The organism is Fontisubflavum oceani (genome assembly GCF_030407165.1).
In the GTDB taxonomy this organism is placed as follows: domain Bacteria; phylum Pseudomonadota; class Alphaproteobacteria; order Rhodobacterales; family Rhodobacteraceae; genus Rhodophyticola; species Rhodophyticola oceani.
This window is the reverse complement of the sequence record NZ_CP129111.1, coordinates 2,073,388-2,099,428: the sequence shown is the minus strand read 5'-3', so window position 1 is coordinate 2,099,428 and position 26,041 is coordinate 2,073,388. Positions and strand designations below refer to the sequence as shown.

20 protein-coding genes and 6 pseudogenes are annotated in these 26,041 nt (G+C 60.8%); 2 read left to right on the top strand and 24 right to left on the bottom strand.

The annotated features are described in order from the left end of the window. Position 1 precedes the first annotated feature (1 nt). The 10 genes and pseudogenes from fdh3B to QTA57_RS10775 all read right to left on the bottom strand — a co-directional run bounded on the left by fdh3B (position 2) and on the right by QTA57_RS10775 (position 8,283). A complete protein-coding gene (fdh3B, locus tag QTA57_RS10820) occupies positions 2-598 on the bottom strand; it encodes a formate dehydrogenase FDH3 subunit beta (protein WP_145216933.1) in 597 nt (198 codons plus the stop codon). 15 nt (positions 599-613) lie between these two features. Then, positions 614-3,577, bottom strand: coding sequence for a formate dehydrogenase subunit alpha (locus tag QTA57_RS10815; protein ID WP_290151431.1), 2,964 nt, complete (start codon positions 3,575-3,577; stop codon positions 614-616). Positions 3,578-3,579: 2 nt separating this feature from the next. Further along, positions 3,580-3,789: a hypothetical protein gene (locus QTA57_RS10810; RefSeq protein WP_145216927.1), complete on the bottom strand. Its 210-nt coding sequence runs from the start codon at positions 3,787-3,789 to the stop codon at positions 3,580-3,582. 62 nt (positions 3,790-3,851) lie between these two features. Further along, positions 3,852-4,397 carry a TorD/DmsD family molecular chaperone gene (locus QTA57_RS10805; RefSeq protein ID WP_290151430.1) on the bottom strand — a complete coding sequence of 182 codons (546 nt, stop codon included), beginning with the start codon at positions 4,395-4,397 and terminating at the stop codon, positions 3,852-3,854. Between the two features lie 340 nt (positions 4,398-4,737). Continuing rightward, entirely contained in the window at positions 4,738-5,481 is a 744-nt protein-coding gene (locus QTA57_RS10800) for a DUF3306 domain-containing protein (RefSeq protein WP_290151429.1), read from the bottom strand. 4 nt (positions 5,482-5,485) lie between these two features. After that, positions 5,486-6,022, bottom strand: coding sequence for a DUF3305 domain-containing protein (locus QTA57_RS10795; protein WP_290151428.1), 537 nt, complete (start codon positions 6,020-6,022; stop codon positions 5,486-5,488). Continuing rightward, the gene (locus tag QTA57_RS10790; RefSeq protein ID WP_290151427.1) at positions 6,022-7,035 is read right to left on the bottom strand and encodes a DUF6352 family protein; all 1,014 of its coding nucleotides are present in this window, start codon (positions 7,033-7,035) and stop codon (positions 6,022-6,024) included. The genes QTA57_RS10795 and QTA57_RS10790 overlap by 1 nt, the downstream gene beginning before the upstream one ends. Continuing rightward, positions 7,032-7,202, bottom strand: a complete 171-nt coding sequence (locus tag QTA57_RS10785; protein ID WP_290155017.1) for a hypothetical protein — start codon at positions 7,200-7,202, stop codon at positions 7,032-7,034. The genes QTA57_RS10790 and QTA57_RS10785 overlap by 4 nt, the downstream gene beginning before the upstream one ends. A gap of 18 nt (positions 7,203-7,220) precedes the next feature. Continuing rightward, a pseudogene (locus QTA57_RS10780) lies at positions 7,221-7,561 on the bottom strand (DUF6505 family protein); the annotation flags it as partial. A 41-nt stretch (positions 7,562-7,602) separates the two neighbouring features. Beyond that, positions 7,603-8,283 (bottom strand): biotin/lipoate--protein ligase family protein, encoded by a 681-nt coding sequence (locus QTA57_RS10775; protein WP_290151426.1) that lies wholly within the window; start codon positions 8,281-8,283, stop codon positions 7,603-7,605. Between the two features lie 159 nt (positions 8,284-8,442). Between QTA57_RS10775 and QTA57_RS10770 the strand changes: the two genes are divergently transcribed. Beyond that, positions 8,443-10,470, top strand: coding sequence for a 4Fe-4S binding protein (locus QTA57_RS10770; protein WP_290151423.1), 2,028 nt, complete (start codon positions 8,443-8,445; stop codon positions 10,468-10,470). A gap of 25 nt (positions 10,471-10,495) precedes the next feature. Here QTA57_RS10770 and QTA57_RS10765 read toward each other — a convergent pair whose 3' ends face one another. From QTA57_RS10765 to QTA57_RS10710, 12 genes and pseudogenes are all read right to left on the bottom strand, one after another. Then, positions 10,496-11,620: a cobalamin-independent methionine synthase II family protein gene (locus QTA57_RS10765; RefSeq protein WP_290151422.1), complete on the bottom strand. Its 1,125-nt coding sequence runs from the start codon at positions 11,618-11,620 to the stop codon at positions 10,496-10,498. Between the two features lie 18 nt (positions 11,621-11,638). After that, a pseudogene (locus QTA57_RS10760) lies at positions 11,639-12,608 on the bottom strand (cupin domain-containing protein). Positions 12,609-12,788: 180 nt separating this feature from the next. After that, positions 12,789-13,777 (bottom strand): annotated as a pseudogene (locus QTA57_RS10755) (ester cyclase). Then, the gene (locus QTA57_RS10750; protein ID WP_290151421.1) at positions 13,774-14,793 is read right to left on the bottom strand and encodes a LacI family DNA-binding transcriptional regulator; all 1,020 of its coding nucleotides are present in this window, start codon (positions 14,791-14,793) and stop codon (positions 13,774-13,776) included. The pseudogene QTA57_RS10755 and the gene QTA57_RS10750 overlap by 4 nt, the downstream one beginning before the upstream one ends. Further along, positions 14,793-15,557, bottom strand: coding sequence for an SDR family NAD(P)-dependent oxidoreductase (locus QTA57_RS10745; RefSeq protein WP_290151420.1), 765 nt, complete (start codon positions 15,555-15,557; stop codon positions 14,793-14,795). Before QTA57_RS10745 ends, QTA57_RS10750 begins: the two co-directional genes overlap by 1 nt. Then, a complete protein-coding gene (locus QTA57_RS10740; RefSeq protein WP_290151418.1) occupies positions 15,557-16,609 on the bottom strand; it encodes an ester cyclase in 1,053 nt (350 codons plus the stop codon). The genes QTA57_RS10745 and QTA57_RS10740 overlap by 1 nt, the downstream gene beginning before the upstream one ends. Beyond that, a pseudogene (gene hisD, locus QTA57_RS10735) lies at positions 16,606-17,915 on the bottom strand (histidinol dehydrogenase). Before hisD ends, QTA57_RS10740 begins: the two are co-directional and overlap by 4 nt. Then, entirely contained in the window at positions 17,916-18,455 is a 540-nt protein-coding gene (locus tag QTA57_RS10730) for an ester cyclase (RefSeq protein WP_171562020.1), read from the bottom strand. It lies immediately after the preceding pseudogene. Beyond that, on the bottom strand, positions 18,452-19,333 hold the full coding sequence (locus tag QTA57_RS10725; protein ID WP_145216878.1) for a carbohydrate ABC transporter permease: 882 nt from the start codon (positions 19,331-19,333) through the stop codon (positions 18,452-18,454). The genes QTA57_RS10730 and QTA57_RS10725 overlap by 4 nt, the downstream gene beginning before the upstream one ends. A gap of 1 nt (position 19,334) precedes the next feature. Then, complete coding sequence (locus tag QTA57_RS10720) at positions 19,335-20,360, bottom strand: carbohydrate ABC transporter permease (protein WP_290151414.1); 1,026 nt, start codon at positions 20,358-20,360, stop codon at positions 19,335-19,337. Between the two features lie 68 nt (positions 20,361-20,428). Beyond that, positions 20,429-21,658, bottom strand: a complete 1,230-nt coding sequence (locus QTA57_RS10715) for an extracellular solute-binding protein (RefSeq protein WP_145216869.1) — start codon at positions 21,656-21,658, stop codon at positions 20,429-20,431. Between the two features lie 90 nt (positions 21,659-21,748). Next, positions 21,749-22,799 (bottom strand): annotated as a pseudogene (locus tag QTA57_RS10710) (ABC transporter ATP-binding protein). 119 nt (positions 22,800-22,918) lie between these two features. Here QTA57_RS10710 and QTA57_RS10705 point away from each other — a divergent pair. Further along, a complete protein-coding gene (locus QTA57_RS10705; RefSeq protein ID WP_290151411.1) occupies positions 22,919-23,920 on the top strand; it encodes a nuclear transport factor 2 family protein in 1,002 nt (333 codons plus the stop codon). 57 nt (positions 23,921-23,977) lie between these two features. Here the strand turns inward: QTA57_RS10705 and QTA57_RS10700 are convergent, their stop codons facing one another. Both QTA57_RS10700 and QTA57_RS10695 read right to left on the bottom strand, forming a co-directional pair. Further along, a complete protein-coding gene (locus QTA57_RS10700) occupies positions 23,978-24,982 on the bottom strand; it encodes an endonuclease/exonuclease/phosphatase family protein (protein ID WP_290151409.1) in 1,005 nt (334 codons plus the stop codon). Beyond that, a pseudogene (locus QTA57_RS10695) lies at positions 24,979-26,029 on the bottom strand (ABC transporter ATP-binding protein). Before QTA57_RS10695 ends, QTA57_RS10700 begins: the two are co-directional and overlap by 4 nt. Positions 26,030-26,041 lie beyond the last annotated feature (12 nt).

Sequence of the window (26,041 nt, the reverse complement as noted above, 5' to 3'; positions counted from 1 at the left end):
CTTAGACAGATACGGTTTCGCCATAGGCGCTGCGCCAGCCCCAGGCACCGGAGCCATACCCTCGCGTCACGACACGTTCGCGATAGATGTCGGCGATGATGTCGCCATCACCGGCCAGAAGCGCCTTGGTGGAACACATCTCAGCGCAGAGCGGCAGTTTGCCTTCCGCAAGACGGTTTGCGCCGTATTTGACGTATTCCGCTTCGGTCATGTCGGCTTCTGGACCACCCGCACAATAGGTGCATTTGTCCATCTTGCCGCGCGTACCGAAATTGCCGACCCGCGGATATTGCGGCGCACCAAATGGGCAGGCGTAGAAGCAATAGCCGCAGCCGATGCAAGTGTCCTTGGAGTGCAGCACCACGGCATCATCCGTGGTGTAGAAGCAATCCACCGGGCACACCGCCGCGCAAGGCGCGTCGGTGCAGTGCATACAGGCCATCGAGACCGAGCGTTCGCCCGGCAGACCATCGTTGATGGTAACCACGCGGCGCCGGTTGATGCCCCAAGGCACCTCGTGCTCGTTTTTACACGCGGTGACACAGGCGTTGCATTCGATGCAGCGGTCCGCGTCGCAAAGAAACTTCATTCTTGGCATTGTTCTATTCCTCTCTTACGCGGTCTCGATCTGGCAAAGGGTCACTTTGCCTTCGTGCATACCAGTCACCGGGTCGTAGCCGTAGGTGGTGACAGTGTTGACGCTTTCACCCAGAACCACCGGGTCGGTGCCTTCGGGGTATTTGGCGCGCTGATCTTCGCCCTGGAACCAGCCTGCGAAGTGGAACGGCATGAAGGCAACACCCGGGGCCACACGCTCAGTGACGAGCGCTTTGACGCGGGCGCGGCTGTCCATCTCCGGGCCTTTAACCCAGACCCAACCGCCATCAACGATGCCACGGCTTTCCGCATCCGCCGGGTTGACCTCGACGAACATGTCCTGCTGCAGCTCGGCCAACCACGGGTTGGAGCGGGTTTCTTCGCCGCCACCTTCGTACTCCACAAGTCGGCCCGAGGTGAGCACGATGGGGAAGTCGCTGGCGACGTCGCGATCCACGGCAGACGCCTGGATCGTGTGGCCGATATTCGGCACGCGGAACTGACGTCCGTCGTCGCGGGTTGGATAGTCCGCGACCAAGTCGGGGCGCGGGCTGTAGATCGGCTCGCGGTGGACCGGGATCGGGTCGGGCAAGTTCCACGCCACAGCGCGGGCCTTGCCGTTGCCGAAGGGCACACAGCCATGGGCGATCGCGACACGCTGGATACCGCCAGAAAGGTCGAGCGACCAACTGACCGAGGCCATCCGTTCGGGATCATTGCCACCGATGCGTTGGATCGTCGCCAACTCGTCCGGGGTCAACTCACTATCCCAGCCGAGGCTTTGCAGCACGCCATAGGTGAACTGCGGATAGCCATCCTCGATATCCGATCCAGGCGGGTAGCTGCCCTCAGCCAGGAGCGTCTGACCGTCGCGTTCGAGACCAAAGCGCGGACGGAAGCCGCCGCCACCTTCTGCAACCGGAATATTCGGGTTGTAGAGGATATGCGTTCCGGGATGGCGCATCTCAGGCGTGCCCCAGCAGGGCCAGGGAAGGCCGTAATAGTCGCCCGAAATCTCTTCCGGCGCATCGTCAAAGGCGCGCAGTGTGACCAGGTCGAACTGATCCTGGTTCGCCATATGCGCCTTCAGGCGCTCTGGCGACTGACCGGTATAACCGGTCGACCAGCCACCGCGGTTAATCTCTTCAAGGATCGATTCCGCCGTCGGTTCCATCGAGAACTTGCCCTGAACCATCTCGTAGTTCTTGAACATCTCATCGGCAAAACCGAGGCGTTCGGCCAGGCGATAGATCACGGCATAGTCATTGTCGCTTTCGAAGATTGGCTCGACAACTTTCTCACCCCATTGAACCGAGCGGTTCGAGGCCGTCCGGCTGCCATCACATTCGAACTGGGTCGAAATCGGCAGCAGGTAGGTGTTGTCGGTCCGGTCATGCAGCGCGGCAAACGTCGTCGGGTGCGGGTCGGCCACGACCAGCAGGTCAAGCGCGTCCATCCCCACTTTCGAGGCACCCATCCTGGGCACCGTGTTACCGCCATGGCCGAACACGATCATCGCTTTGACATTGTCACGCTGATCGACTTCTTCGGAATCCAGCGTTGCCGCATCGAACCATCGGGTCGATGGAATGCCCGGGACGCTCATGTTCTCCTGCGCCGTCCGTGCATCGCGACCACCTTTGGCCGGCACGGCGTCGAACCGAGCCCGGAGCGACTCATACGGCACATCCCAGACGCGGGACCAGTGCCGCCAACCGCCTTCGGACAGGCCGTAGTAGCAAGGCAGCGACCCGATATCGAGGCCGAAATCCGTGGCACCCTGCACGTTGCAGTGACCGCGGAAGATGTTCGCGCCATTGCCCATGTTGCCAACATTGCCGGTGGCCAGCAGCAGGTTGCAATAGGTCCGCACGTTGGCGGTGCCCACGGTGTGCTGCGTGCCGCCCATGCACCAGATGAAGGTCGAGGGGCGCTGCGTCGCAAAGGTCTGCGCCACACGTTCCAGCGTCGCACCCGGGATGCCGGTAATGCGCTCCACCTCTTCCGGCGGATAGGCCTGTACGGCTTCGCGAATCTGCTCCATCCCCCAGACACGCTGGTCGATGAACTCGGTATCTTCCCAGCCGTTCTCGAAGATGTGCCACATGATGCCCCAGATCACAGCGATATCGGTGCCGGGACGCATGCGGATATAGTCGGTGGCGTGGGCCGCAGTCCGTGTGAAGCGTGGGTCGAGCACGATCACATTGGCGCGGTTGGTTTCCTTACCGGTCAGGATGTGCTGCAGCGAAACGGGGTGCGCTTCCGCCGCGTTCGAGCCCATGAAGACGATGGTCTTGGAGTTGCGAATGTCGTTGTAGGAGTTCGTCATCGCGCCATAGCCCCAGGTGTTTGCAACACCTGCAACCGTGGTCGAGTGACAGATCCGCGCCTGGTGGTCGACATTGTTAGTGCCCCAGAAGGCCGCGAATTTGCGGAAAAGATAAGCGCCTTCGTTGGAGAACTTGGCCGAGCCAAGCAGATAGGCGGCATCGGCGCCGCTGCGCTCGCGCACTTCCAGCATCTTCTCACCGACCTCGTCGATCGCCTGCTCCCAAGATATCCGGACCCATTCGCCGTTCTCTTTCTTCATCGGGTATTTCAAGCGGCGATCCCCATGGACCAGCTCACGCACCGACGCGCCTTTGGCGCAGTGGGTGCCGCGGTTGATCGGGCTTTTCCAGGCGGGTTCCTGACCGACCCAAACGCCCTCTTGGACTTCGGCCTTCACCGTACAGCCCACCGAACAGTGCGTACAGATGTTGGTGCGAACCTCAATCGGCTGGCTGAAATCGGTCGGGCCAGCTTCGGCGCGGCGCATCGTGCCAGCACCGATGGCGCTGACGGCGGCCAAGCCACCGACGGCCAGGCCCGAGCCCCGCAGGAAGGACCGGCGGTCGACAGGGCGTGCAGCCACGGATTGAGCAAAGGATTGAAGGCCCGGGCGGGCCGCGGTGGCGGATCTACGTTTGACCAGCATGTTCAGCGTCCCTCATAGTAGCGGTTGGTGCGGTAGAAGGCGAGCACATGGTCGCTTTCCTGATAGCGCTGCTTGGTGCGCTCATCTCCAACCTCCTCAGCAAAGGCCGGGCGGGCCGAACCGGCCGCAACGGCGCCGACGGATACACCAGCCATTGCACCAACAAAGCCTCGGCGGCTTATTCCTTCAGGTTTCGCCTTCTTCTCGACCATTGAGACCTCCCTTATGAGCGGGCGCTGCGAAGATGCGCCCGCCGAAGATTGCGTTTGTTACGTTAATGGGCGGTCACCGCCGAAGCGGTCCCGTCCTGCTTGCGCGCCAGTTCGAAGGCACGGATTTCGATATCGGTGAACAGACTGCCGATCTCTGCGACATGGCGGAAGAAATCCGCACTTGGTGCAACGGCGAGATCGTCAAAAAACTGCGGCGCCCAAGGCTCCAAATGCCGGGCGAAGAACCCGGCCTCGCCAGCCGCGCCACAGCCAAGCGCATCGGCGCTGAATTCACCCGAGGCCAAACCCGCCATGATCTCAGACAGACTTGCGATGTGATCTTCGGGCTCGTGACGATCCTTGGCGCGTTCAATGCCCATCACCGCCAGATCACGGCGTAGATCGGCGAGCGGCCGTTCGTTCAGAAACCCGGTCAGATAGAAGGAGGCGTAGGGCAGAAGCTCGCCCCGGCCGACACCCACAAAAAGCTCGAAAAACTCGCGCTCAACCGCGGCTGCATCGGCACTCTCAGCCGCGCTGGCCAACCGTTGGTAAGCTTGACCCAAGGCGGTGTCATCACCCGTCAGACTTGCGACAGCGGAAAGCATGTCCGCCGATGGCGGAGCAACAAGAACACACGCCAACAAACCCCAGTGCTGGGCCCTTTGTTCGCTCTGATTATCGATCGCTAGCTTGGTTTCACCCTTGCTTACGCCAGTCAACGAAGCCTCCCGCTCCAAAGATGGGTTCTTTTATACTAATTACTTCATCTGCAACTAAAGCGCCAGTCGGCCGTTCAGGGAATCCGACAAATGCCACGCCTCACAACAGGATTACGTTAGGCAATTTGATTTGGGGATGCGACGGAAAAATTAAGAAATGCGAAGACCTATGAGTTTGGCCTATAAAAACCTATCAAATGCGGACTTTTGTGCGAACTCGGACGAATTATTCAGGCACCGCACTACCGTGTCGGCGCGGCGCGGCCTCCTCCACCGACCCCGACGGCACCCCGTCCGATGACGATTCATCCACGCGAGTCTCCCTCGATTCCTGACGTGGCGCGGGGTGCCCAGCCCGGCGCACGGACTCGGTCGGCAGGGGAGATGGGGCATCCGATTGGGCTGCGATCTGCTCATCCGTGGGCACGCCATCCGACATTGCTGCGTCATCGGTATCTGAGGTGGTTTCAGCCACCTCCGCGTTATCGCCCTCCTTGTCTTCGGCGTCGACTTTCGGGCGATCACGGTTGATCAGATCATCAACCATTTTGGAGACCCCATCTTTGTTCAACACACCACCGGCGCCCGGCACACCTTCGGGTGCATTCCAATCCCAGGCGTAATCGACGGCGGGATCGTCATGGTCTCGGATCAGACTGTTGCTGAGCCAGACCTTGCGCATCGCGGCTTTGCGCAACGCTTCCGGGACGCCGCGCTTCATGAAGGGCTGAAGATCGGTCTTGGCGCTGATCTCATCGAGGGATGGCAGGGCGGCGAGTTCGTCGGCGTCAAGCTCCGGCTCATCATCCGGGAGCGGGCCTGGCTCCACATCCGCGACGGCCTCGGCTTCGGCAGCAGCCTCCTCCGCCTCGGTCGCGGTGGCGGCTTCTGCCCGTGCCGCCGCGCGCTTACGGCGCGACCAAGCGGTCAGGAAACCTTCTTCATCGCGACGCTTCTCGTCCTCGGCCATTGACTTAGCCCTTTCTACCCGGCCCGCGCCCAGACCGGCCCCGGCTCTGGACCCATTTGGCATCCGGTTGCAGGATTCGCGGCGCGCGGGGATCATCTGCAGATGTCGCTGGCACCCGCTTACGCTTGTAAAACACCTCTTCCACGTGATGCGCTTGGATGAACGCATCAAGCCGCCCGCCCAGCACCGGCGGCATCGGCACCGCTTCGACAACCCGCTCTGGATCGCTGGCCAGCGCCTCACCCTCATAAGGGTCAACCGTCACAACCGAGACCCGCCCTTCGTCCAGCGCGACCCAGACAGACGGCTGTTTGGCGGTCAGGTTGTCGATATAGTGCCGGGTCTCACCCGAATGTAGCACGAGTCCATGATCGCCCAAATACACGGTCTGAACCCCGTCGCGATCACTCATCAATACGCCCGCGTCCAACCCTGGCAGATCAGTCATCACCGCAACTGGGCGCAAGACCCGCTCTGACCAACGGGTGACCGGCGGGTGCGACGCGGCGACAACGCCAAGGCGTAAAACCTCCTGCGGCATTACACATTCCCCGATGCTTTGGCCGCGCGCTGCGACACGGGGGCCAGCGGCAGGCCCATCGCAAGGTTCTGCGGCTTGCAGCGGATCACATTGTCATCGCCCATCCCAAGCAAAACATAGACCGGATGCCCGACCGCCGCTGGCAACAGCGCCTCTTCAGACACGAAATTGAGCGCGAAAATCCCCACAAGCTTGCCCTTCGGCACCGCCCCATCCCAGAGCGCATTGCCGATATCCGTTCCCACCGGATCCAGCCCGACGAACCACCGCAGATCGACATCCTGCACATCGAGCAGGGGCGTGACGACCACGGCGTGCCCCAGAAGATGCATCACAAAGCGTTCGATCACCGTGCCAAGCGCCGCGCGCGCCTTGGGGTCGGACCCGAAGGGCAAGACCATCGTATGTGCGTCCGACCGGCTCCAATAGGTCCAGCCATTCTCGTCGCCCAACACATCCAGCTCTTCGACACCGCTGCCCAACATCGCCGTCAACGGAGAGCTGTCCTTGGCGGCTTCGATCTCTTCGACCAACTCATCATCGGCCAGCATCAAGGCGTCATCATTCACATGGGCGCGTTGTGGCCGGAAAAAGAGTTCAGCGGCGCGCAAAACGCGGGTGTCCTCGCAACCGTCCAGCGCGTTGCGGAGGATGAGTTGCACCAGTTGGTTGTAGAAGAGCACCGGCAAGCGCACGCCGTCGCGCAAAAGCGCGAGATAGCCGTCCTCGATGCTCCCCGCCTGCAAGAGCCGGTCGCGCATCGTGATCAGGAAGGTCCAATTCTCGCGCGCGTCCTCGTCTTCCATAGCGTCGATCTCAGCCTGCGTCACGGTCGCCTGCGGTGCGGCCTGGAGCTTTGCATAGAGCGCCAGTTCCGCCGGGCAGGCCTCCTCGGGCGGCACCACTTCGGGCCGCGCCAGCCAGGCCAGGATCAGCGCATCGGTCACGTGCAGGCGGTTGTCGGCGCCCCGTTGGGTTAGATGATGGCCCGATGCGACCCAGAACTCTCTCATCGCTCCCCCTCCTCGCGGCCGAAGGCGGTCAGATCAATCTGCATCCCCGGCTCTTCTTCGTCGTCTTCGGTCTCGACGAAATGGAACGCCTTGTCATGACCCTGCAAGTAGCCTGCGGAAAACGCCGTTTCCTCGCGCGGCTTCAAGGACCGGAACTGTTCGCGCATCGCGCCGGTCTCATCGATCCGCCGGTGCAGCGCGATCAGCGTGCCCTCATCATGCCCGCGGCACAGATCGCTGGCCAGCGCGATTTCCTCCGCGCGGCGGGCAAGGCGGCGTCCAGATCGGGCGCGCCCAAATGGTGCACCAACTGATGGGCCAGCGCCAATATCGCCTGATCCTGATCGTCGCCTTGCGTTTCGCTGACAACCGCAAGGGTCGACCAGCCGAAACTTGTCACGCCCAGAAATCCGGAGCGGAAGGCAATCTGTTCCTTGCGGTTGAGGCTCTCTTGCGGTCGCCCCGCGAAGAGGAAGGTGCCCGGCACCGCCCATTCCCCGGGCTCTGCTGCCTGGGCAAAAACCACCGTGTCAGATTGGTCGAGCCGGATCGTCCGCAGCAGTCGCGTCACAGCTTTGGCCCGTCCGCGCCGCGCCAATCTGCTTTCGCCAAGCCGTTTTCGATCGACTCCACCGTCGCGTCCAGCACCCGCTCCCCCGCGTCGCTAATCGCGGCCTTCTCGGTCAACCGCCCGACATAATGCGGCGCAATGGTATCGAAACCCGCATGAATCCAGCGATCGAAATTCAGCATCAGATGCGCGGCAAAGCTTTCAACAACCGCCGGAGGGTCGGTGAACTCTTCCTCTTTCAGCGAAACAGAGCCGGGATTCTCCCCCGCCTGGTCAAGGTGATCGCGGTCCGCGATCAGTTCGACACCCAAAACCATCCAATCGGGCGGCGTGCCCTCTTCCGCGCCGGGCGCGACAGCCAGGCGCATGCCTCCCAAAAGCCCTGCATCAAGGATCACGCCGGTCGGCCAGATAAATCGCACATCACGCTCAGGCGGCGCATGGGCCGCCACCGCATCACCCAAGGCGACCATGCCGACCAACACGGCTTTGCGCGCGTCCTCCAAAGGCATGTCCGGCTCTAGCACGACAGCAAAATCCAACCGCCCCGGGCCGTTCCCACCGGCGGTCTGTTGCCAGACAAGCGTACCCGCGCCCTCCTCCGCGGCGCGGCGCTGTGCATCTTCAAACGGGCTGCCATCGGGCAGCCAATGGGCGGTATAGGGAGGGGGCAACACGAGTTGCCGCGGCTGGGCGAGTGCGTCCAAAACAGAACCTGCCTTGCATATGCTGAGAATTCAGGAGAGTCCTAACGGGAAATGCAGCAAGCGCAAGTGTTGTCCCAAACAAGGGTTGGCGACGCGCGCAAGCAACAGAAAAAGGGAGGCACACGTCTCATGGTTCATGCCGATCGCACTCGGACGATTCTGACCTGCACCTGCGAAGGCACGATGACCCCGGATGGTTCGGCGCTTGAAAAAGCCGGCTGCAGTGGCGATCCGGCGGCGCATCAGCTCTGCCGCGCGAATCTCGACAAGTTCCGCGAGGCCCTCGCGTTGGGCGGGCCGGTGACGGTGACGTGCACACAAGAAGCGCCGCTATTTCAAGAGGTTGCCGAGGCCGAAGCGCCCGGTGTCGATCTGAGCTTTGCCAATATCCGTGAAACCGCGGGCTGGACCGCTGAGGCGGCAGAAAGCGGCCCAAAAATGGCGGCCCTGGTGGCCGCGGCGGCGGTGCAACCGGCCGCCTTTTCTTATACAACAATGGAGAGCAGCGGCATCGCCCTGGTGCTTGGCCGTGATGAGGTCGCGTTGCAAGTGGCACAGGATCTGGCCGAGACGCTTGATATCACCGTGCTTCTGAAACCCGGCGCAGACGTGACGCCGCCCCGCCAAACCCGCTTCCCGGTGCTACAAGGCGCAATCCGTAAGGCCGAGGGCCATTTGGGGGCCTTCAGCCTCACCGTTGATGATTATGCCGCGCCAGAACCCTCGTCCCGCCGCATGCTCACCTTCGGGCCCGCACGCGACGGGGCGGTGTCACGGACGGATTTGGTGATCGACTTGACCGGTGACACGCCGCTCTTCGCCGCCGACGCGCTTCGCCCCGGATATTACCGCGCCGATCCGCGCGACCCTCTCGCCGTCGCCCGGTTGGTGACCACGACCTCGCAAATGGTCGGCACCTTCGACAAACCGATCTTCATCGATTTTTCAACCGATCTCTGTGCCCATTCCCGCAATGAAATCACCGGCTGCACCCGCTGCCTGTCGCTCTGCCCGACCGGCGCAATCATGCCCGATGGCGACAGCGTGGTGATCGATCCGAATATCTGCGCCGGATGCGGCCAATGCGCCGCAGCCTGCCCAACGGGCGCGGCATCTTACGCCCTGCCCGATGTGTCAACGGTGGCCCGCCAATTGCGAGCGGGGCTGCGGGCTTGGCACGATGCAGGCGGCGCGCTGGCTCCGGTCGTGCTGTTCCACGACGCCGATCATGGCGAGCCGCTGATCGACGCCTCGGGCCGCTATGGTAACGGCCTGCCGGCGCATGTGATCCCCTTTGCCATCAACGAGATTTCCCAGGTCGGTCCCGAGGTGATGGCCGCCGCGCTTGCCTATGGTGCGGCGGCTGTGGCGCTTCTGGGCCGGGCCCGCCCCTTGCATGATCTTGCAGGGCTGGAGGCCGGGCTGGCGCTGGTGTCCGAGGTCGCCGAAGCGACAGGTCACGGCCCGTGCACCCTGATCGAAACCGACGACCCGGACCAGTTGGAAACCGCACTGGCCGCCCTGCCCCGCACGCCACGCCGCGACGCGCCCGCAGGCTTCCTGCCGCCGGAGGACAAGCGCGGGCTTCTGGTCATGGCCTTTGCTGAGATGAACCGAGCCGCGCCGACCCCGGCGACAAAGGTGCCGCTTCCGAAAGGCGCGCCTTTCGGCACGGTCGTCGTTGATACCGATGCCTGCACCTTATGTATGGCTTGCACCGGCGCTTGCCCCGCCAATGCGCTATTGGATAATCCCGAAGCACCAATGTTGCGCTTCACCGAAACCGCCTGCGTGCAGTGCGGGCTCTGCGAACAAACCTGCCCAGAAGACGCGATTTCCTTGGTACCGCAAGTCGATTTCGAGGCGTGGGAAACCCCCAAGCGCATCTTGAATGAAGAGCCTGCCTTCTGCTGCACCTCTTGCGGGAAGCCGTTTGCGACCCAGAGCGCGATCTCGCGGATTCAAGAGAAGTTGAGCACGCACTGGATGTTCGTTGGCGACGATGGCGATAGGCGCCTGAAGGTCCTTGAAATGTGCGAAGATTGCCGCGTCGAGGCCGTGGTCAACGAAGGTTTCGACCCGCATGCCGAAGACACCCGGCGCGTGCGCACAATCGAGGATCACATCGCCGAAGAAGATCGCGGCAAACCACACTGATCCCGAGAAAGCCCCGGACTCGCTGTCACCGCACCAAAGCGGCCCCCTCGGCCAATGCGGACAATTTGGCATAGGCGATGTCGGGGTCGACCGCCCCGAATCCGGCAAATGTTCCGAAGCCGCAGTCTGATCCAGCGATCACCCGATCGGCCCCGACGATGTTCACGAACCGCTCAAGCCGTTCGGCCACAAGCGCGGGATGCTCAACGAAATTGGTGGTGGTGTCGACGACACCGGGCACCAACACTTTGTCGTCGGGAATATCCGATTTGCGGTCGCGAAACACAGCCCATTCATGGCCATGGCGCGGGTTCGATGTTTCAAACAGCACGTAACGGGCCTTGGCACGCATCAAAGTGTCAAACATCTTGGCCATCGGGATGTCGCAGACATGCGGCCCCTCATAATTGCCCCAACAGATGTGAATGCGGATCTTTTCCTCTGGCACATCCTGCAGCGCGTGGTTCAAAGCTTCGATATGGGACGCAGCGATTTTCAGGAACTCGTCATCGCTCAGATCGTTGAACAACATGTGCCGCGACAAGGCGAGGTCGGGACAATCCAGCTGGAGGTCGAGCCCGCTGGCAACGATGGTCTCGTATTCTTCCTTCATCGCGTCGGCCAGTGCGGCGAGATAGGCGTCGCGGGTTGGATAGTGATCGTTCTGCAAAAACAGAGAGATCACACCTGGCGACGCAGCATTCATAAATCCGCGTGAAACCCCATGTTCGGCCATGGCGCGTTTGAGGTTCGCAATGTCCTTCTGCAACTCCCCCTGGCCCTTGGATGTCACCTCTCCAACACACATCGGGCGAGCATATTTTGGCGTACCGCCATCCGCGGCCAGCCGTTTCAGAAAGGTCGGGAATTTTTTCAGGTCCGCCGGTGCATTGCGCGGGCTGTCCCCGTCAAATCCGGTATAGCGATCCTTGACATAGGTCGCATAGCTGATCTTCGAGGTTTCGCCGTCCGAGACGATCTGAACGCCTGCATCCTTTTGCTTCTGTACAGTCTCGGACACTGCCGCTGTCATGCAGTTGTCGAACGCGGCTTGGTCGAAAGCGTCGCCGCGTTCTCGGGCAAAGATGAAATCGACCACGTCTTGTGACCGCGGCAAAGAGCCCACATGGGTCGTCAAAATCTGTGTCATATGGGCTCTCCTGTTTGTTTAGGCCGCTGACCAAGTGGCGCCAGCCGGATCATCCGTCGCAGTGACCCGATACAAGCTGGCCTCACCAGTCATCGAAGGTTCGAGACTATGGGCCTCACCCGGCAGCAGAAGCGCCGTGTCGCCCGGGTTCAACGCGGTCTCGCCACCGTCCCAACACAGCTTCCAATACCCGCGAACCGGCATCAGAACCGTGTGTTTTTCGGGGCTATTCCTGTCGGTCGGGATCGATCCGCGCGTCAGAAAATCCACCTCAAACCCGGGCTTATCTTTCAGCAGCGCGTCTTCACCGATCACCTTCGCAGGCTTGTCATGGGGCCAGCGCCATCAAATCCCAATAGCGAGCGACATAGTCCCGCACCACGGCCTCAACCGGCACTTCTGGGAACGCTTTCAGTTGATCCTCCGACAGAAGCGGCATCGGCTGCACATCTGGTGGCAGTGTTTCGCCCCTTTTGCTGTCGTAGAGCACGCCATTGTCACCCAGGATCAATCCGTGTTCTTTCGCATCTTCAATCACTTGCGGGGCCCAGGTTACACCGCCACCGGCATCGTCACCGCCCAGGATGGCCATGATCATTCCGTAATCCGTGCCGATATTCTCGAAGCCGCGGAAGATACCGGTGGGAATGTTGAAGATATCGCCTTCCTCGGCCACGAACTCCCCGGCATTGCCCCATCTGCCCCAGAAGAACCGCCAGCGGCCCTTCAGAACGAAGAACACTTCGGCGGTTGTGTGGCTGTGGAGGGAGTTTCGGCATTTCGGCGGCTGACCAGCCGCGCCAATGTTGAACCCCGGCGTCTCGCGGATATGCACATGCTGATCGGGGGATTCGGATACGCCCCCGCCGATAATGGTGAAGTTTTCCTTCTGATCGCTGCCCGGCGTATGCGCGTCGATAAAGGCGGTTTTGCAGGGTTTGAGGTCGCCGTAGCGGACAATACGGTCCTGAATTGTGGCGGTCGTCATGTTGAGAATCCTTTGATGCGTTCGGAACATAAGAGAATGGCTAGACTTCTCTTATGTCCCGGGCGGACGCAGGTTCAGACGGCGCGCACGCAAGCTTTGGCGGAACGCATGGAACCGTCGCATGGCCTGCGTCTCTCTTAGGCCGGTGAGCCGATCCGTATGAGGTGCTAGAAAGCCCATTTAGAGATTCCCGGTCTGTAGCAGGATCTGCTTCCAAATCGCGGTATCGTCGAACAAGGCCCATTCCCGGCGCAGCTTGACCTGCCCCGGGATCACCGCGCCAAACTCGGCATGAGACATGCCCATCACATGCACTTTGGCACCTGTGGGCGTACCAAACCTGCCATGGCCGAAATGGGTGCCGGTCAGGCTCCATCGGAGGGCGGCGCGCGGCGGCATATTTGCGTCGTCGCGCCCGATCTGGTGATGGATTTGAAACACCGCGTCTGGAAACGCGGCGCGCAGGCCCATCCAAAACCGATCGACCGATGCGTAGGAATGCCCGATGTCACCGCCCGGATATGCGGTTTCGACTGCGCGGTCATATTCGGCCTCGATCACGGCCATATCGGCGCCCATGATCCGGGTCAGAATATCAGCGTAGCGCTGGCCCCATTCATCTGAGTTCCCGCGCCCTGTATAAGGCCCCGCAATATCGTTTTCCGGCGTTAGAGGCTGCGCGCAGGCCTCTGGCCCCCCTCACGTGCGATCAGATCGCGGGTATAGTCGACCGGATCCCATCCCATCTGACGCAGGATTGCGCTTTGATCCCGGATCAGCCACTCGTCATCAATCGCGTTATTCTTCGCATGGCAATCGGCAATGATGCGATAAACCAAGGGCTTACCGGTCGCCTTGCCATAGACACCCTCACCCAAATGGGTTGCCGTCGACAAGATGCGGTGGCTCGACAGCATCCCCTCTTCCGGCGTGCCCGACCAAATCACATCCTCGCCCAAAAGCGTTCGATCTGGAAACTCCGCCAAGGTCGCCATCGTTGCGCCGATCACGTTCTGATTGCCCGTCGACACCCCGCCCGGCATCCGCACCACAATGTCTGGCGCATAGTAGTCATGCAGGGTCGCGATGCCGCGATCTTCCCAAATCTCCTTGGTGATGCCGATGATGTAATCCGGGAAATTGGCGAATTTCGGGTCAAACCCCTTCATGACGACCATCCTTTGGGAATGCGGGCTGAGCTGCGCAAAATGAGCTCGCCATCAATTTCGATCCAACCCGGCTCCGGCGCATCATTGGCCATCTGGCTCATCAGAAGCTCAACCGTGCTGTCCACCATCCGGTTGACCGGCTGCCTGACTGTCGTCAGATCATAAGACGCCCACCCGGCAAGCGGGACGTCATCATATCCGACAATCGAGATGTCTTGCCCAACCGTGATCCCGGCCTCCCGCAGCGCGTCCATCACCGCAAAAGCCATGTGATCATTGCCAACGAAGATCGCGTCGGGGATCGTGTCGCCCTGAATAAGCTGGCGCGCGCATTCCATCGCGACGGGCCGTTTGTACATCCCGTCGATCAACGCGAAGGGCTCCATTCCCGCCTGCTGCAGGGTTTCTACGAAGCCCGCTTGGCGATCGCGCCCGGTCGAGCTGCCTTGCCACCCAGCAATATGGGCAATCCGCTTATGCGCACCCGCCAGTAAGAATTCCGCAACCTTGCGCCCGCCGGCATGATTGGTCGACGTGACACACGAAAACCCATCACCCTCCTGGCCCCGGTTGAACAACACAATCGGGATGCCCGCATCGCGCGCGCGATCCGCAAGACCCGAGGTCATCGAAACCGATGCGGCGATAATGCCATCCACTTGATAGTCCATCAGGTCTTGGACAACGGCCTCGACCCCATCGACGGAGTTTGGCGCGGTAAAAATCAAGATATGATAGCCCTGCGCCTGTAAGGCATTCGACAGGGCCTCAAGCGCGACGGGATAAAACTGATTATCCAGATAGGAGACGACAAGCCCGATGATCCGGCTTTTGCCCGAGACCATGGCGCGGGCCAGGACATTGGGGCGGTAACCCAGCTCATCAGCGGCCTTGCGGACCTTTTCGACGGTCTTTTTCGACGCCGACGCCCCGGGGGTAAAGACCCGGCTGACCGCCGATTGGCTGACCCCGGCCCGGGCGGCGACTTCAAAGGATGTGACCTTGGTTTTACTCATCACTCCGCAGTCCACCCGCCATCAATGATCAGGGCCGTTCCGGTGATCAGCGCAGACGCATCCGAGGCCAGGAACTGGACGGCGCCCATGATGTCTTCGACCTTGCCAATCCGCCCGAGTTTGATCTTCTCTTCGATCCAGGCGCGGCGTTCTGGCCTGTCAAACGTCTGCTTGGTCAAAGGCGTTTCAATGAAGGTCGGGCAGATCGTATTGACCCGAATGCCCTTGCGACCCCATTCGATCGCCATGGATTTTGTGAACCCTTCGACTGCGTGTTTGGTGGCGGCATAAACCGCGCGATCCGGCCCGCCGACCTTGGCCATCTGGCTGCTGATATTCATCAGAGACCCCGGCTTTCCCGCCTTGATAAGGCCCTTTGCCACGGCTTGGGTCAGGAAATAGGCGCCCTTGACGTTTAGCCCCGCGACAACGTCGAAATCCTCTTCGGTCGTCTCCTCCGCCGGGCTGTGCCGGGCGAAACCGGCGCTGTTGACGAGAATGTCGAAGGGGCCATGTTCGGCCACCGCGGATTGGGTGGCCAACACGTCCGACACATCCAGCACAAGCGCGCGGGCCATCATCCCCGCCGCAGACATAGTGGCGACCAGATCGTCGAGCGCGTCCTGGCGGCGCGCGGCAACGGTGACCTCTGCCCCAGCTTCCCCCAGAGCCACCGCGCAGGCGAGGCCGATGCCAGAGGACGCCCCCGCAACCAGGGCGCGTTTGCCATCAAGACGAAAAGACGGTGTATGCGGAAGATCCATCACGCCGCTCCCAAAGGAAAAGAGACAACACCCGGCACGCGCGCCTTGTTAAATTCACGCAGCCGGGCAAACACATCGACACCCAGTTGGCGATACACGTCCAGCAGGTCAATAAGCACCCAATTCTCGCGGATTTTTCGGCCCTCAATGCGCCAAAAATCTAGCGAACGGAGGGTAATCCTCTTGCCGGATGGGACAATTCCCAACCAACCATCGGCGGTGAGTGTCTGTGCCATATTGGGCCACCCTGTCACAGCCACGTAGTTGTTGTCGCCAAAGAAATGATGGGTCACCGCGCCCTTGTGCTGGCCACGATCTGGCATCGCGTTGAGGAACGGAACCTGATGCCAGGTTCGAAATCCCGCAATGCCCCGCGCCGACCCAATGCCGGCGGGGCCATACCAGTTCATCGCAGGATGCCAGAACCGCGGCAGCTGCATCACATCGGGGCCACCGTCCTTGGGATGGCGCACCATCTGCGACAGCATTTCGATGATCAGATCGCAACTGGCTTGGCTCTGCGCCGCATCCCGCGCCGCCCGTATCAGGCCATCGTCAGACGCCGGGCCGGGGACGCAGAATTCCCGCCCCAATGACGGCACAAGCGGCCATGCCCCGGCTTGCATCATCACTTCGGGCAAGTCCCAGATCGCCTGAACCTCCACCACCTTTCCATCCTCGAACCGATAGAACTCGTGAAACCGCATATGAGTCAGATGGCCGGTGGGCGGGATGTCCAACAACGGTGCCACAAAGGTTCCAACAAAATGGCCCGCGCAGCCGACCCAAGCCTCCCCCGCCGCGGTATCGCCCGCCATAACGATCCAGTCGCGGCGTTCGACGTCCGGCCATGCGGCGTGCAGTACGGCCAGAGCATCATTGAAAAACGCATCCGGCCCGATCAGGTCGCCAAATGGGTGACATAAGTGGATGACCGCATCCGGGGCGATGACCGCATCCAAAGCAGCCTGTAGCCCACCCGCACCCCAATCATATTGGGCGACGCGCAGCGGACCGAGCGCTGCTTGGTTGGCTGCATGGGCAGATGTCATTCCGCCGCCGCCCCGTAAGGTATGTTTTTACCGCCATAGCGCCGCACCCGCAGATTGCACTGCTCCGCATGGCCCACAAACCCCTCCAGAAGGCAGAGCCGCGAGCCATATTCGCCAATCATCGCGGCGGCTTCATCGGTTGTGACGCGCTGATAACTGTGCGTTTTCAGGTATTTCCCAACCCAAAGGCCGCCGGTATAGCGCCCTGCCTTCATCGTCGGCAGCGTGTGGTTTGTGCCAATCACCTTGTCGCCATTCGCGACATTCGTGCGCGGCCCGAGGAAAAGCGCGCCATAAGAATGCATGTTTTCAAGATACCAATCATCGCGATCGGTCATGACCTGCACATGCTCATAGGCCATGTCATTGGCGGCCTGCAGCATCTCGTCATGGCTATCGCACAACACAACATCGCCGAAATCGCGCCAACTGGCCGAGGCCGTCTGCGCGGTGGGCAGGATGGCGAGGATTCGGTCGATTTCGACCAGGGTTTCCTCGGCCAATTTGCGCGAATTGGTGATTAGGCAGGCAGGTGAGTTGAAGCCATGTTCCGCCTGCCCCAAAAGGTCCGTCGCGCACATCTCGGCATCAACGGTGTCGTCAGCGATCACCATGGTTTCGGTCGGGCCCGCAAAAAGATCGATCCCCACACGGCCAAAAAGCTGACGCTTTGCTTCGGCCACGAAAGCATTTCCAGGCCCAACCAGAAGATGCACCGGCTCGATCGACTCTGTTCCAATGGCCATGGCGCCCACGGCCTGGATCCCACCCAAGACATAAATCTCGTCGGCCCCACCCAAATGCATCGCCGCGATGACCGCCGGGTTCGGCTCGCCATTGAACGGCGGGGTGCAGGCGATGATCCGGGGAACACCGGCAACCTTGGCCGTGGCCACCGACATATGAGCGCTGGCCACCATCGGGAACTTTCCCCCGGCACATAGCAGCCCACAGACTGAACCGGGATGTTCTTGTGGCCCAGAATGACGCCCGGCAAGGTCTCAACCTCGATATCCGTCATGCTGGCGCGTTGTGCTTTGGCGAAGTTGACCACTTGCTCATGTGCAAAGCGGATGTCGTCCAGGTCCCGCGGGCTGACCTTCGCAATCAGTGCATCGATTTCCGCGGTGCTGAGCCGATAGGACGGCCGATCGTATTTGTCGAACTTCACCGCCAGTTCCTGCACCGCCGCGTCGCCCCGCGCCTCGATATCGGCCAGGGTCTCCGCGACAACCGCGCTGACCTTGGCATTGTCATCGGCTTTCTCGGCGTCGGATTTGCTGCGTTTGAGGTACTCGATGGCCATCTAATCTTCCTTAGGGTTCGGGTGCGGCGGCCGCCGCTCGCCCCGGTCATATGCTTCCCAGCCATGGCCGCCAAAGACGTCCACGCCCAACTGTGCGGCGACATGGGCGAAATCGACATTCACCCAGTTGTCGACGATCTTGCCGTCCACCACTTTCCAGAAATCCATGTAGCGGATCTCGACGCGCTTCCCCGTCGCGGGGATGCCGAGGAACGCGCCACTATGCGTGGCCTCCTGGCGCCCAAAGGCCGCGGCCCATTCGCCCATGTAAAGCCGCGCCTCATCGATGCAGACCTTGTCAGAGAAGGCCGCTTGAAACGGACGCTGCCAGTTTTCCTGAAACTCTTTCAAACCGGTCTTGGTGCCGCAGCCTGTGTTGCCCAACCAACGAAACCCCTCGGCAAAGAACTCACCGATATCATCGATGCGATGGTCATTCAGGCCATCAACCATGCCCTCGATCACCGCGCGCGTCGCCTCGGTCTTGGACATGTCGGTGTCCCGGCTGAGCGTCGCCTGTTCTGGTCGCGCGCCTTTCATCCTTTCACCGCCCCCGCGGTCAGGCCGGATACAATCTGGCGTTGGAAGAACATCACAAGGATGAAGAGCGGTGCGGTCGCCGACACAACCGCCGCCACCGCAAACATCACATTGCCCTCTGTCTGCGTCGTGCCCAGGAAGGCCGCGATTGCCGGAACCATGGTGCGGTTGCTTTCGCTCAGCAGCATCGAGGTCACCGCGAAGTCGTTATAAGCCAGCAGGAAACTGAACAGACCCGTCGTGATCACGCCGGGCCACATCACCGGCACAATCACGTGGCGAAACGCCTGAAACTGGGTGCAACCATCGACCTTGGCACTTTCGTCCAGCTCTTTGGGAATATTCTGAAAAAAGCTGTGCAACATCCAGAGTGTGAAAGGCTGATTGATCGCAACCAGCACGATGATCGTCGTTGGAAGAATGCCCCAAAGGTTCCATTCAAAAAACGGTAGAAGGTATCCGGCGACCAGCGTGATCGGAGGCATGGCCCGAAAGATCAGCGCAATGATCAACAGCCAAAACGTGTAGCGAAAACCTGAGCGCGACAGGGCATAACCGCCCAAGGTGCCAATGGTCAAAGACGTGCAGACCACAAAGAAACACACGATGAATGTGTTCAGCACAGAGCGCCAGAACTCCTCTTGCACCCATGCGCCTTCATACCCCGCGCCGGTGAAGGCGTTGCCATGGGTGTTTTCGGTGTTTTCGCCGGTCAATGCGTTGGTCCAATCGGCGATCGAGAAGAAATCGAGTTCGACCTTGAACGACCCCCACAGGGTCCAGAGGAACGGGAAGGCCGCCAGGATCAGCCAGATGATGACAAAGCCATTGGTGGCCAGTTTCAGGCCGGTTGGCGTGCGTTGTGCTTTCGATGCCATGTCAGTGCTTGCCCTTAAAATCGCGCCATGTGCGGACCAGAACGGGCGACAGCAGGATCGCGACGCCGATGATCGTCATGACGGATGTGGTGGAGGCTGCGGAAAGCTGCCGGGTTTCGCCGCCAAGGTCGTTGAAGATGATCCAGCTCAGCGATGTGGCATGGGCCGAGGCCGAGAACCCCACGATCGGCTCAAACACCCGGAAGTTATCCATGAGCTGAATGAGCGCCACGAACGTGACCAATGGCATAAGATGCGGGATGACGACGAACCGGACCTGTTGCCAGCGGGTCGCGCCATCAATCTGCGCCGCCTCAAGCTGATCCTTGGGCAGGGTCTGCAACCCGGCATAAAAGACGACAAAGGCAAAGGGCGCTGAGTGCCAAACCCCATAGACAATCAGCATGACCCATGTCAGCCCGGTTGAGGCTCTCATCGACAGATCGGGGTCGTTCGCGGCCCATTGCAGGAATGTTCCGATGATCCCACGGCTATCGATCATCCAAACCAGGATGAGAGAGCCAACAAGGGGTGTCACGATCATCGGCAAAAGCGAGAAGAAGATCACCAAGCCCTTGAGATGGCGGTGTAACGTGTTGACTGCCAGCGCAATGATCAACCCGAGGATGATCAAAAGCGGCGTCACGGTGAACGTGTAGGTCAGCGTGAAGGCCATCGCGCGGTAGAAGGGCAGATTGCCGAGCGCATCGAAAAACGTGCCTAAATCACCGGACGTGCGCCAAGCCTCGGCCACTTCACTGACGGCCAGATGCCCACGGTCGAGATAGATATCCAGCCCCACAAAGCGACCCAGAGGCTGCGCATCGCGCAAAGCCTGCGTGGCCTCTTGATCGATTGTCGTTTCTTCCCTGCATCCGAACGGACCGCAGCTTTCGACCGTCGTGAGCACGGCCTCATGCGGGGCAAACAGCGATTGCATCACCACCGACACGATGGGCGCCGCGATGAACAACAACATCGCCAGCCCTGTGGGCAGGAAAAACCAAAAGAAAGTACGATGTTTCATCGGATTTCTGTCGCCGTCATGCTCAGGAAGAATTGGAACGGAGGGGGGTCACACCCTCCGCAAGGGCATTACTGGAGGAAGCCTTGCTCACGCGCGGCGGCGGTATAGGCCGCCTCCACATCTGCGAGGGCCTGCTCCGCGCTTTCATTGCCTTGCATGAAATCGGCCAGCTCATTGCCAAGCGCCGTATGCAGCAGGCCCATATAGGGCAGCATCGGATACGGGATGGTGCCCGCTTCGGCCGCCGCGAAAACGCCGACTGCGGCATCCGTCGGCTCATAGCCAGGGATCAGCCAGACGGCTTGCGCCGCAACCGCCTCGTCTTCCAGGATATCCGGGCGGATACCGTTCATCATGGCGATGAAAGTCGCCTCGGCCTCTGCATCGCTGATGTTGCTGGCCACGGTCCAGCCGTCCCACCAAAGCGTTGATGCCGGGATATCACCGCCGCCAACCGTCATCGGCCCGGCAATGGCAAACCCGTCAATCACACCCTGCGGCAGGCCATCAACGTCCAACATGGTGGCCGCACGGCTGCCCCACATATTCATCAACGCCACATTGCCGGCGCGGAATTCGGCGTTGGTCGCGTTGCTGTCATGGGTCAGGAAGTCGGGGTTCATGTAGTCTGAAAGCGACCGCATCATTTCGAGCGCGGCAAGACCTGCTTCGGAGTTGACGTTGGGAACCGCCGTTCCGGGTTCGAAATGTGTGCCCCCATATCCGAGGAACATGTTGTTGAATTCCTGCGCCAGGTTCCAGCCGGAGGCGTAAGCGCCGCCCACAGGGTTCTCCATGATGCCCTGGTCGCGGATCATCTCGGCCGCAGCCAGCATTTCCTCATAAGTGGAGGGCGGTTCCACGCCGATCTGTTCCAGAATGTCGGCTCGGTAAACCAAATGCTGCGCGTTTGCCATAAAGGCCACGGCCATCACCTCTCCACCGATGGTGATCAACTGGTTTGAATTCAGACCCTCGCCATGGGCGGCCACCAGATCACCCAGCGGGCGGATCACGTCCTCATTCATCAGCGCCACAATCGACGAATTTGCAATGATCGCCGTGGTGTATTCCGCAGGGGTGCCCTGCATCCCCGGAAGGTTAATCGACTGGTGTTCCGATGTGAGGTTCGTGGACACCTCTGCGCCAGTGCATTCCTGCGCCCCGGCCCCCACGGTTTGAATCGCCGGGAACTCATTGCCAACCACACTAACCCGCGCGTCAATCTCGCAGCCCAATGCTGCGGTTGCGGTCACGATTGCAAACACACTTGTTGTTGTCAGACTTCTTAGAAACATGTTTTCCTCCCTGTTTCCGTTCGCGATGCGTCCTGAAACCCCGCATCTTTCCTCAGCCGCTCAGCCCATTGGACGTGAGCAACCTCGGCATCAGTCATCGATCCGCGCCCCCGTTGTGGCATCGAACAAATGCACATGTTCGGTGGGAACGCGGATCGAGATCATGTCATCGATTTCGGCGCGGAATGTTTTGTCCGTCTTCGCACTGACCAATGCCCCGCCGATCCGAACACTGACCATTGTGGCGTCGCCAAGCAGTTCCAGCGTATAGATCGGCGCCGTGATCTGCCCGCCGCTTCGCGCACACCTCCGCGTCCTCGGCTCGAAAGCCGAGCGTTACGGGGCCGTCCGGCACATTAAGGCCAGAAATCGCCGTCCGCTCCGCACTGAAAACACCGCCCGCGACATCGCCTTCCATCAGGTTCATGGCCGGGCTGCCGATGAAGCTCGCCACGAATGTGTTTGCCGGGCGATCATAGATCTCGGTCGGGCTACCGACCTGCTGAACGACGCCCTTTTCCATCACGACAACACGGTCGGCCAAGGTCATGGCTTCGATCTGGTCATGGGTCACATAGATTGTCGTCACAGCCAGTTCGTGGCTGAGGTTCTTGATCTGCGCCCGCGTCGAGACGCGCAGCTTCGCATCCAGGTTCGAAAGCGGCTCATCCATCAAAAACACATTGGGCTCTCGCACAATTGCGCGGGCCAGCGCGACACGCTGCCGCTGACCGCCGGACAGCTCGGCCGGTTTGCGATGCAAGAACTCATCCAACTCAACCATCGCGCTGGCGCGGCGGACCTTTTGCTCATGGCCCGCCGGGTCGATCCCCCGCACGCGCAGGGGAAAGCGGATGTTTTCGTAGACGTTCATGTTGGGGTAAAGCGCGTAGCTCTGAAACACCATCGCCACATCGCGATCTTTGGGTTCAAGATCATTCACGACCTTATCGCCGATCCTGATTTCCCCATCCGTCGGGTCTTCCAGCCCGGCGATCATACGCATGGTTGTCGTCTTGCCGCAGCCCGAGGGCCCAAGCAAAACCAGAAACTCACGATCCGCGATCGTGAGGTCGAACTTATCGACACCTACGAATGACCCCCAGCGCTTTGAAACGCCCGCCAAAGTGATCTCGGCCAAGATCGTCCTCCCCGTGGAATCGGTTTTTGCATACCTTTGCAAAAAGGCTAGACACCCGCGTCAAAAACGGCAAGATATTTTTGCAGACGCATGCAAAAATCACGAGTTCGGACAGTTTTATGGAACATTTTCAAAGCGCTAAAGACCTGGTCAGAGCGCATCACGCGGCGCTGGATCAGGCTCAGACAGCGGATTTGCTACCGGCCCTGGCGGATTTCGCATCCGCGGGTTACCTCTGGCGAGGGTTCCATCCCTTTGGCGAGTTGCACGGCGCCGAGGCAGTTGCAGAGACCTTTTGGTCGCCACTCAAAACCGCGCTCACGCGGCTCCAGCGACGCGAAGACATCTTCTTCGCGGGCCGAAATCAGATGGATGATGGCGAAAGCATCTGGGTCGTTTCGATGGGGCATCTGATGGGCCTCTTTGACGCGCCTTGGCTCGGCATAGCTCCTACCGCGAAGATGGCCTTTCTCCGCTATTGCACATTTCACCGCGTCGAGGAAAACCAGATTGCCGAGACCGCGATGTATTTCGATATTCCGCACCTGATGGCGCAGGCCGGTCAAAGCCCATTTTCCAACCAGACCGCCGCGCATTTGGTCCAACCCGGCCCACAAACCCATGATGGCCTTCTCTATGAAGATCAGCCTGCGGCAGAGGGCCAAAAGACGCTCGCGGCCATCAACGCGATGATCCGCGACCTCGGCCAATGGCGTTCAGGCCTGCCGCTGGAAGAGGAACTGGCGCAGACATGGCATGATGACATGATTTGGTGGGGGCCCGAGGGGATTGGGTCCACCTACTCCATCGAACGCTATGCCAAGCAGCACGCAGCGCCGTTTCGCGCCGGTCTGACAGATCGGTCCGTCACGTCGCATATCGCCCGCTTGGCCGAGGGGAACTATGGCGGATTTTTCGGCTGGCCGAACTTCACCGCCCGCCCGACCGGAGGGTTCATGGGCCTGCCCGGCAGCGACACCGCCGGAGAGTTCCGCGTGATCGACATCTACCGGCGGGAGGGGGACAAGCTGGCCGAGAATTGGGTCTTCATCGACCTACTTCATTTCTGGAAGACGCAGGGCTTTGACTTCCTGGCCGAAGCGCAACGCCATCGATCATGAGCGCAGAGGATCACCCTAGCATCGGACGCGAAACCCGGCGCAGCGCGGCGGATATTCTCAGGTCGCGCCAACCTCGCAGAAGACGGCTTCATGATCCGAAAGCGGTGTGCCATCCGGATCAAGCGACGGCAGAAGTGGACCCGGCTGGCCGGTCAAACCCCGCGCGCAGAACCAATCAAGCTTCATCCGCCGCGTGTCGTGCGGCGTGATCAAGCTGTTACGGGTCGTGATCCCCTCCGGTGTCAGATCCCAATGATAACCCCGGTCCCGCGCCAGATCGAACAACGTCTCGGACCGCCAGTCATAATCGGGCGGCAGGTGATTTCCAGTGTTTAGATCGCCGCCGATGAGCACAGGCAAACCAGGCGCAAATACATCAACCTCGTCGAGCAGCTTGGCAAATTGCACATGACGATAGGCAACGTCCGCGTTGCTCTCCAAATGGGTTGAGACAACACAGATCGGCCCCGATGCGCCGGGCAAGATCGCCGCCACGGCCATCCGTCCGCCCATCCGCGGCTGCTCCGTGTCACCCGCACCCGCGTTGTCTGTGACAAACCAATGCCCGTCTTCGTCGAGGCGGAAGAGAGCCACCTGATCAAACGGCACCGAGGAGAGAATGCCGTTGCCGTGCCAGCCGCGTTCATTGAATTCTTGGGTGCAAAACTGCCGCTCGGTTGGGCCGCCAAGATCCATCTCGAAAAACTCGACGCCATACGCATAGGCCATGCCAAGCTCGGCGGCCATCTCGGCAGTCGTATGGCGCTGCGCTGTCCGCGCCATGCCGTTATCCATCTCACTCAAAAGCACAATTTTGGGGTCGTGGCCTGCAAGATGGATCGCACTTTTGGCGGGGAATAGGCAGCGTTCGACGTTCCAGGCGGCAACCTTGAAGCGCGGTGGCAGCGTGGTCGCTGCGGCCTCACCGCCCAGTTCCACGCCGCTCATAGCGGGCATCTCGGATAACAGGGCCCGATGCGCGTCTGCCGTGCGGGGCGCCGATAAGATACGGGCACGGTCTGCCTCGGTGATCCAAGGCAGTTCCGCAAAGATCTGTGTCACAAACGCTGGCCCTTTTCGGCGTCGAAGAGGTGCACAGCATCGGGTTTCAGCGCCAATCGCACCGGCCCCCGGCTTCTGCGGCTTCGTCCTTCTGAACGCTGACAGAGAAGGCCTGACCGCCCAGTTGCCCGTGAAGCAGACGTTGCGCGCCCAGTTCTTCGATGATCTGCACATCGAAGGGCAAATCGCCTTCGGCTGTCAGCATCACATCTTCGGGCCGAATGCCGACCGAAACCGCGCCCGCCGCAGCCCCTTGCCCGACTTGCGACAGCGCCGGACCACCATCAATGGTTATGCGGCCATTCGCGGCGGTCCCCTTCAACAAGTTCATTGGCGGCGCGCCCATGAAACTGGCCACGAAGGTCGAGGCCGGATGGCCATAAATCTCCGCCGGCGTCCCGATTTGTTCGATCCGGCCCGCATTCAACACAATGATCCGATCCGCCATCGTCATTGCTTCGACCTGGTCATGGGTCACATACATTGATGTCACGCCCAAACGCCGCTGAAGCGCGCGGATTTCGATCCGCATCTGGTGGCGCAGTTTCGCGTCGAGGTTTGAGAGCGGTTCGTCAAAGAGGAACAGTTCCGGGTCGCGCACAATCGCCCGCCCCATGGCCACCCGCTGCCGCTGACCACCCGAAAGCTGGCTGGGCCGACGGTCGAGATACTCCGAAAGGTTCAGCATCGCCGCCGCTTCGCGCACCTTCTGGTCGATCTCGGCCCGCGGCAGGCCCCGGTTTTTCAAGCCGTAGCCCATGTTTTTAGCCACGGTCATATGCGGATAAAGCGCGTAATTCTGGAACACCATCGCGATATTGCGATCTGCCGGGTCCACATCGTTGACCGGCTCCCCCCGATCGACAGCGTGCCCTCGGTGATCTCTTCCAGGCCTGCCACCATCCGCAGAAGCGTGGATTTCCCGCAGCCCGACGGGCCCACCAGGACGACCAACTCCCCGTCGGGTATATCGAAGCTACACGGTTGAAGCGCCTCGTGCCCGTTGGGATAGGTCTTGCGTACAGTATCGAGCGTCACATTTGCCACGTGATTTGATCC

Bases quoted from the DNA above. Each gene is read 5' to 3' on its own strand.
- QTA57_RS10705 (WP_290151411.1), top strand. From the start codon at position 22,919: ATGGAACATTTTCAAAGCGCTAAAGACCTGGTCAGAGCGCATCACGCG.
- fdh3B (WP_145216933.1), bottom strand. From the start codon at position 598: ATGCCAAGAATGAAGTTTCTTTGCGACGCGGACCGCTGCATCGAATGC.
- QTA57_RS10765 (WP_290151422.1), bottom strand. From the start codon at position 11,620: ATGACACAGATTTTGACGACCCATGTGGGCTCTTTGCCGCGGTCACAA.
- QTA57_RS10800 (WP_290151429.1), bottom strand. From the start codon at position 5,481: ATGGCCGAGGACGAGAAGCGTCGCGATGAAGAAGGTTTCCTGACCGCT.
- QTA57_RS10740 (WP_290151418.1), bottom strand. From the start codon at position 16,609: ATGACATCTGCCCATGCAGCCAACCAAGCAGCGCTCGGTCCGCTGCGC.
- QTA57_RS10745 (WP_290151420.1), bottom strand. From the start codon at position 15,557: ATGGATCTTCCGCATACACCGTCTTTTCGTCTTGATGGCAAACGCGCC.
- QTA57_RS10770 (WP_290151423.1), top strand. From the start codon at position 8,443: ATGGTTCATGCCGATCGCACTCGGACGATTCTGACCTGCACCTGCGAA.
- QTA57_RS10720 (WP_290151414.1), bottom strand. From the start codon at position 20,360: ATGAAACATCGTACTTTCTTTTGGTTTTTCCTGCCCACAGGGCTGGCG.
- QTA57_RS10815 (WP_290151431.1), bottom strand. From the start codon at position 3,577: ATGCTGGTCAAACGTAGATCCGCCACCGCGGCCCGCCCGGGCCTTCAA.
- QTA57_RS10805 (WP_290151430.1), bottom strand. From the start codon at position 4,397: ATGCTTTCCGCTGTCGCAAGTCTGACGGGTGATGACACCGCCTTGGGT.
- QTA57_RS10730 (WP_171562020.1), bottom strand. From the start codon at position 18,455: ATGAAAGGCGCGCGACCAGAACAGGCGACGCTCAGCCGGGACACCGAC.
- QTA57_RS10810 (WP_145216927.1), bottom strand. From the start codon at position 3,789: ATGGTCGAGAAGAAGGCGAAACCTGAAGGAATAAGCCGCCGAGGCTTT.
- QTA57_RS10715 (WP_145216869.1), bottom strand. From the start codon at position 21,658: ATGTTTCTAAGAAGTCTGACAACAACAAGTGTGTTTGCAATCGTGACC.
- QTA57_RS10785 (WP_290155017.1), bottom strand. From the start codon at position 7,202: ATGCGCGAACAGTTCCGGTCCTTGAAGCCGCGCGAGGAAACGGCGTTT.
- QTA57_RS10750 (WP_290151421.1), bottom strand. From the start codon at position 14,793: ATGAGTAAAACCAAGGTCACATCCTTTGAAGTCGCCGCCCGGGCCGGG.
- QTA57_RS10790 (WP_290151427.1), bottom strand. From the start codon at position 7,035: ATGAGAGAGTTCTGGGTCGCATCGGGCCATCATCTAACCCAACGGGGC.
- QTA57_RS10795 (WP_290151428.1), bottom strand. From the start codon at position 6,022: ATGCCGCAGGAGGTTTTACGCCTTGGCGTTGTCGCCGCGTCGCACCCG.
- QTA57_RS10725 (WP_145216878.1), bottom strand. From the start codon at position 19,333: ATGGCATCGAAAGCACAACGCACGCCAACCGGCCTGAAACTGGCCACC.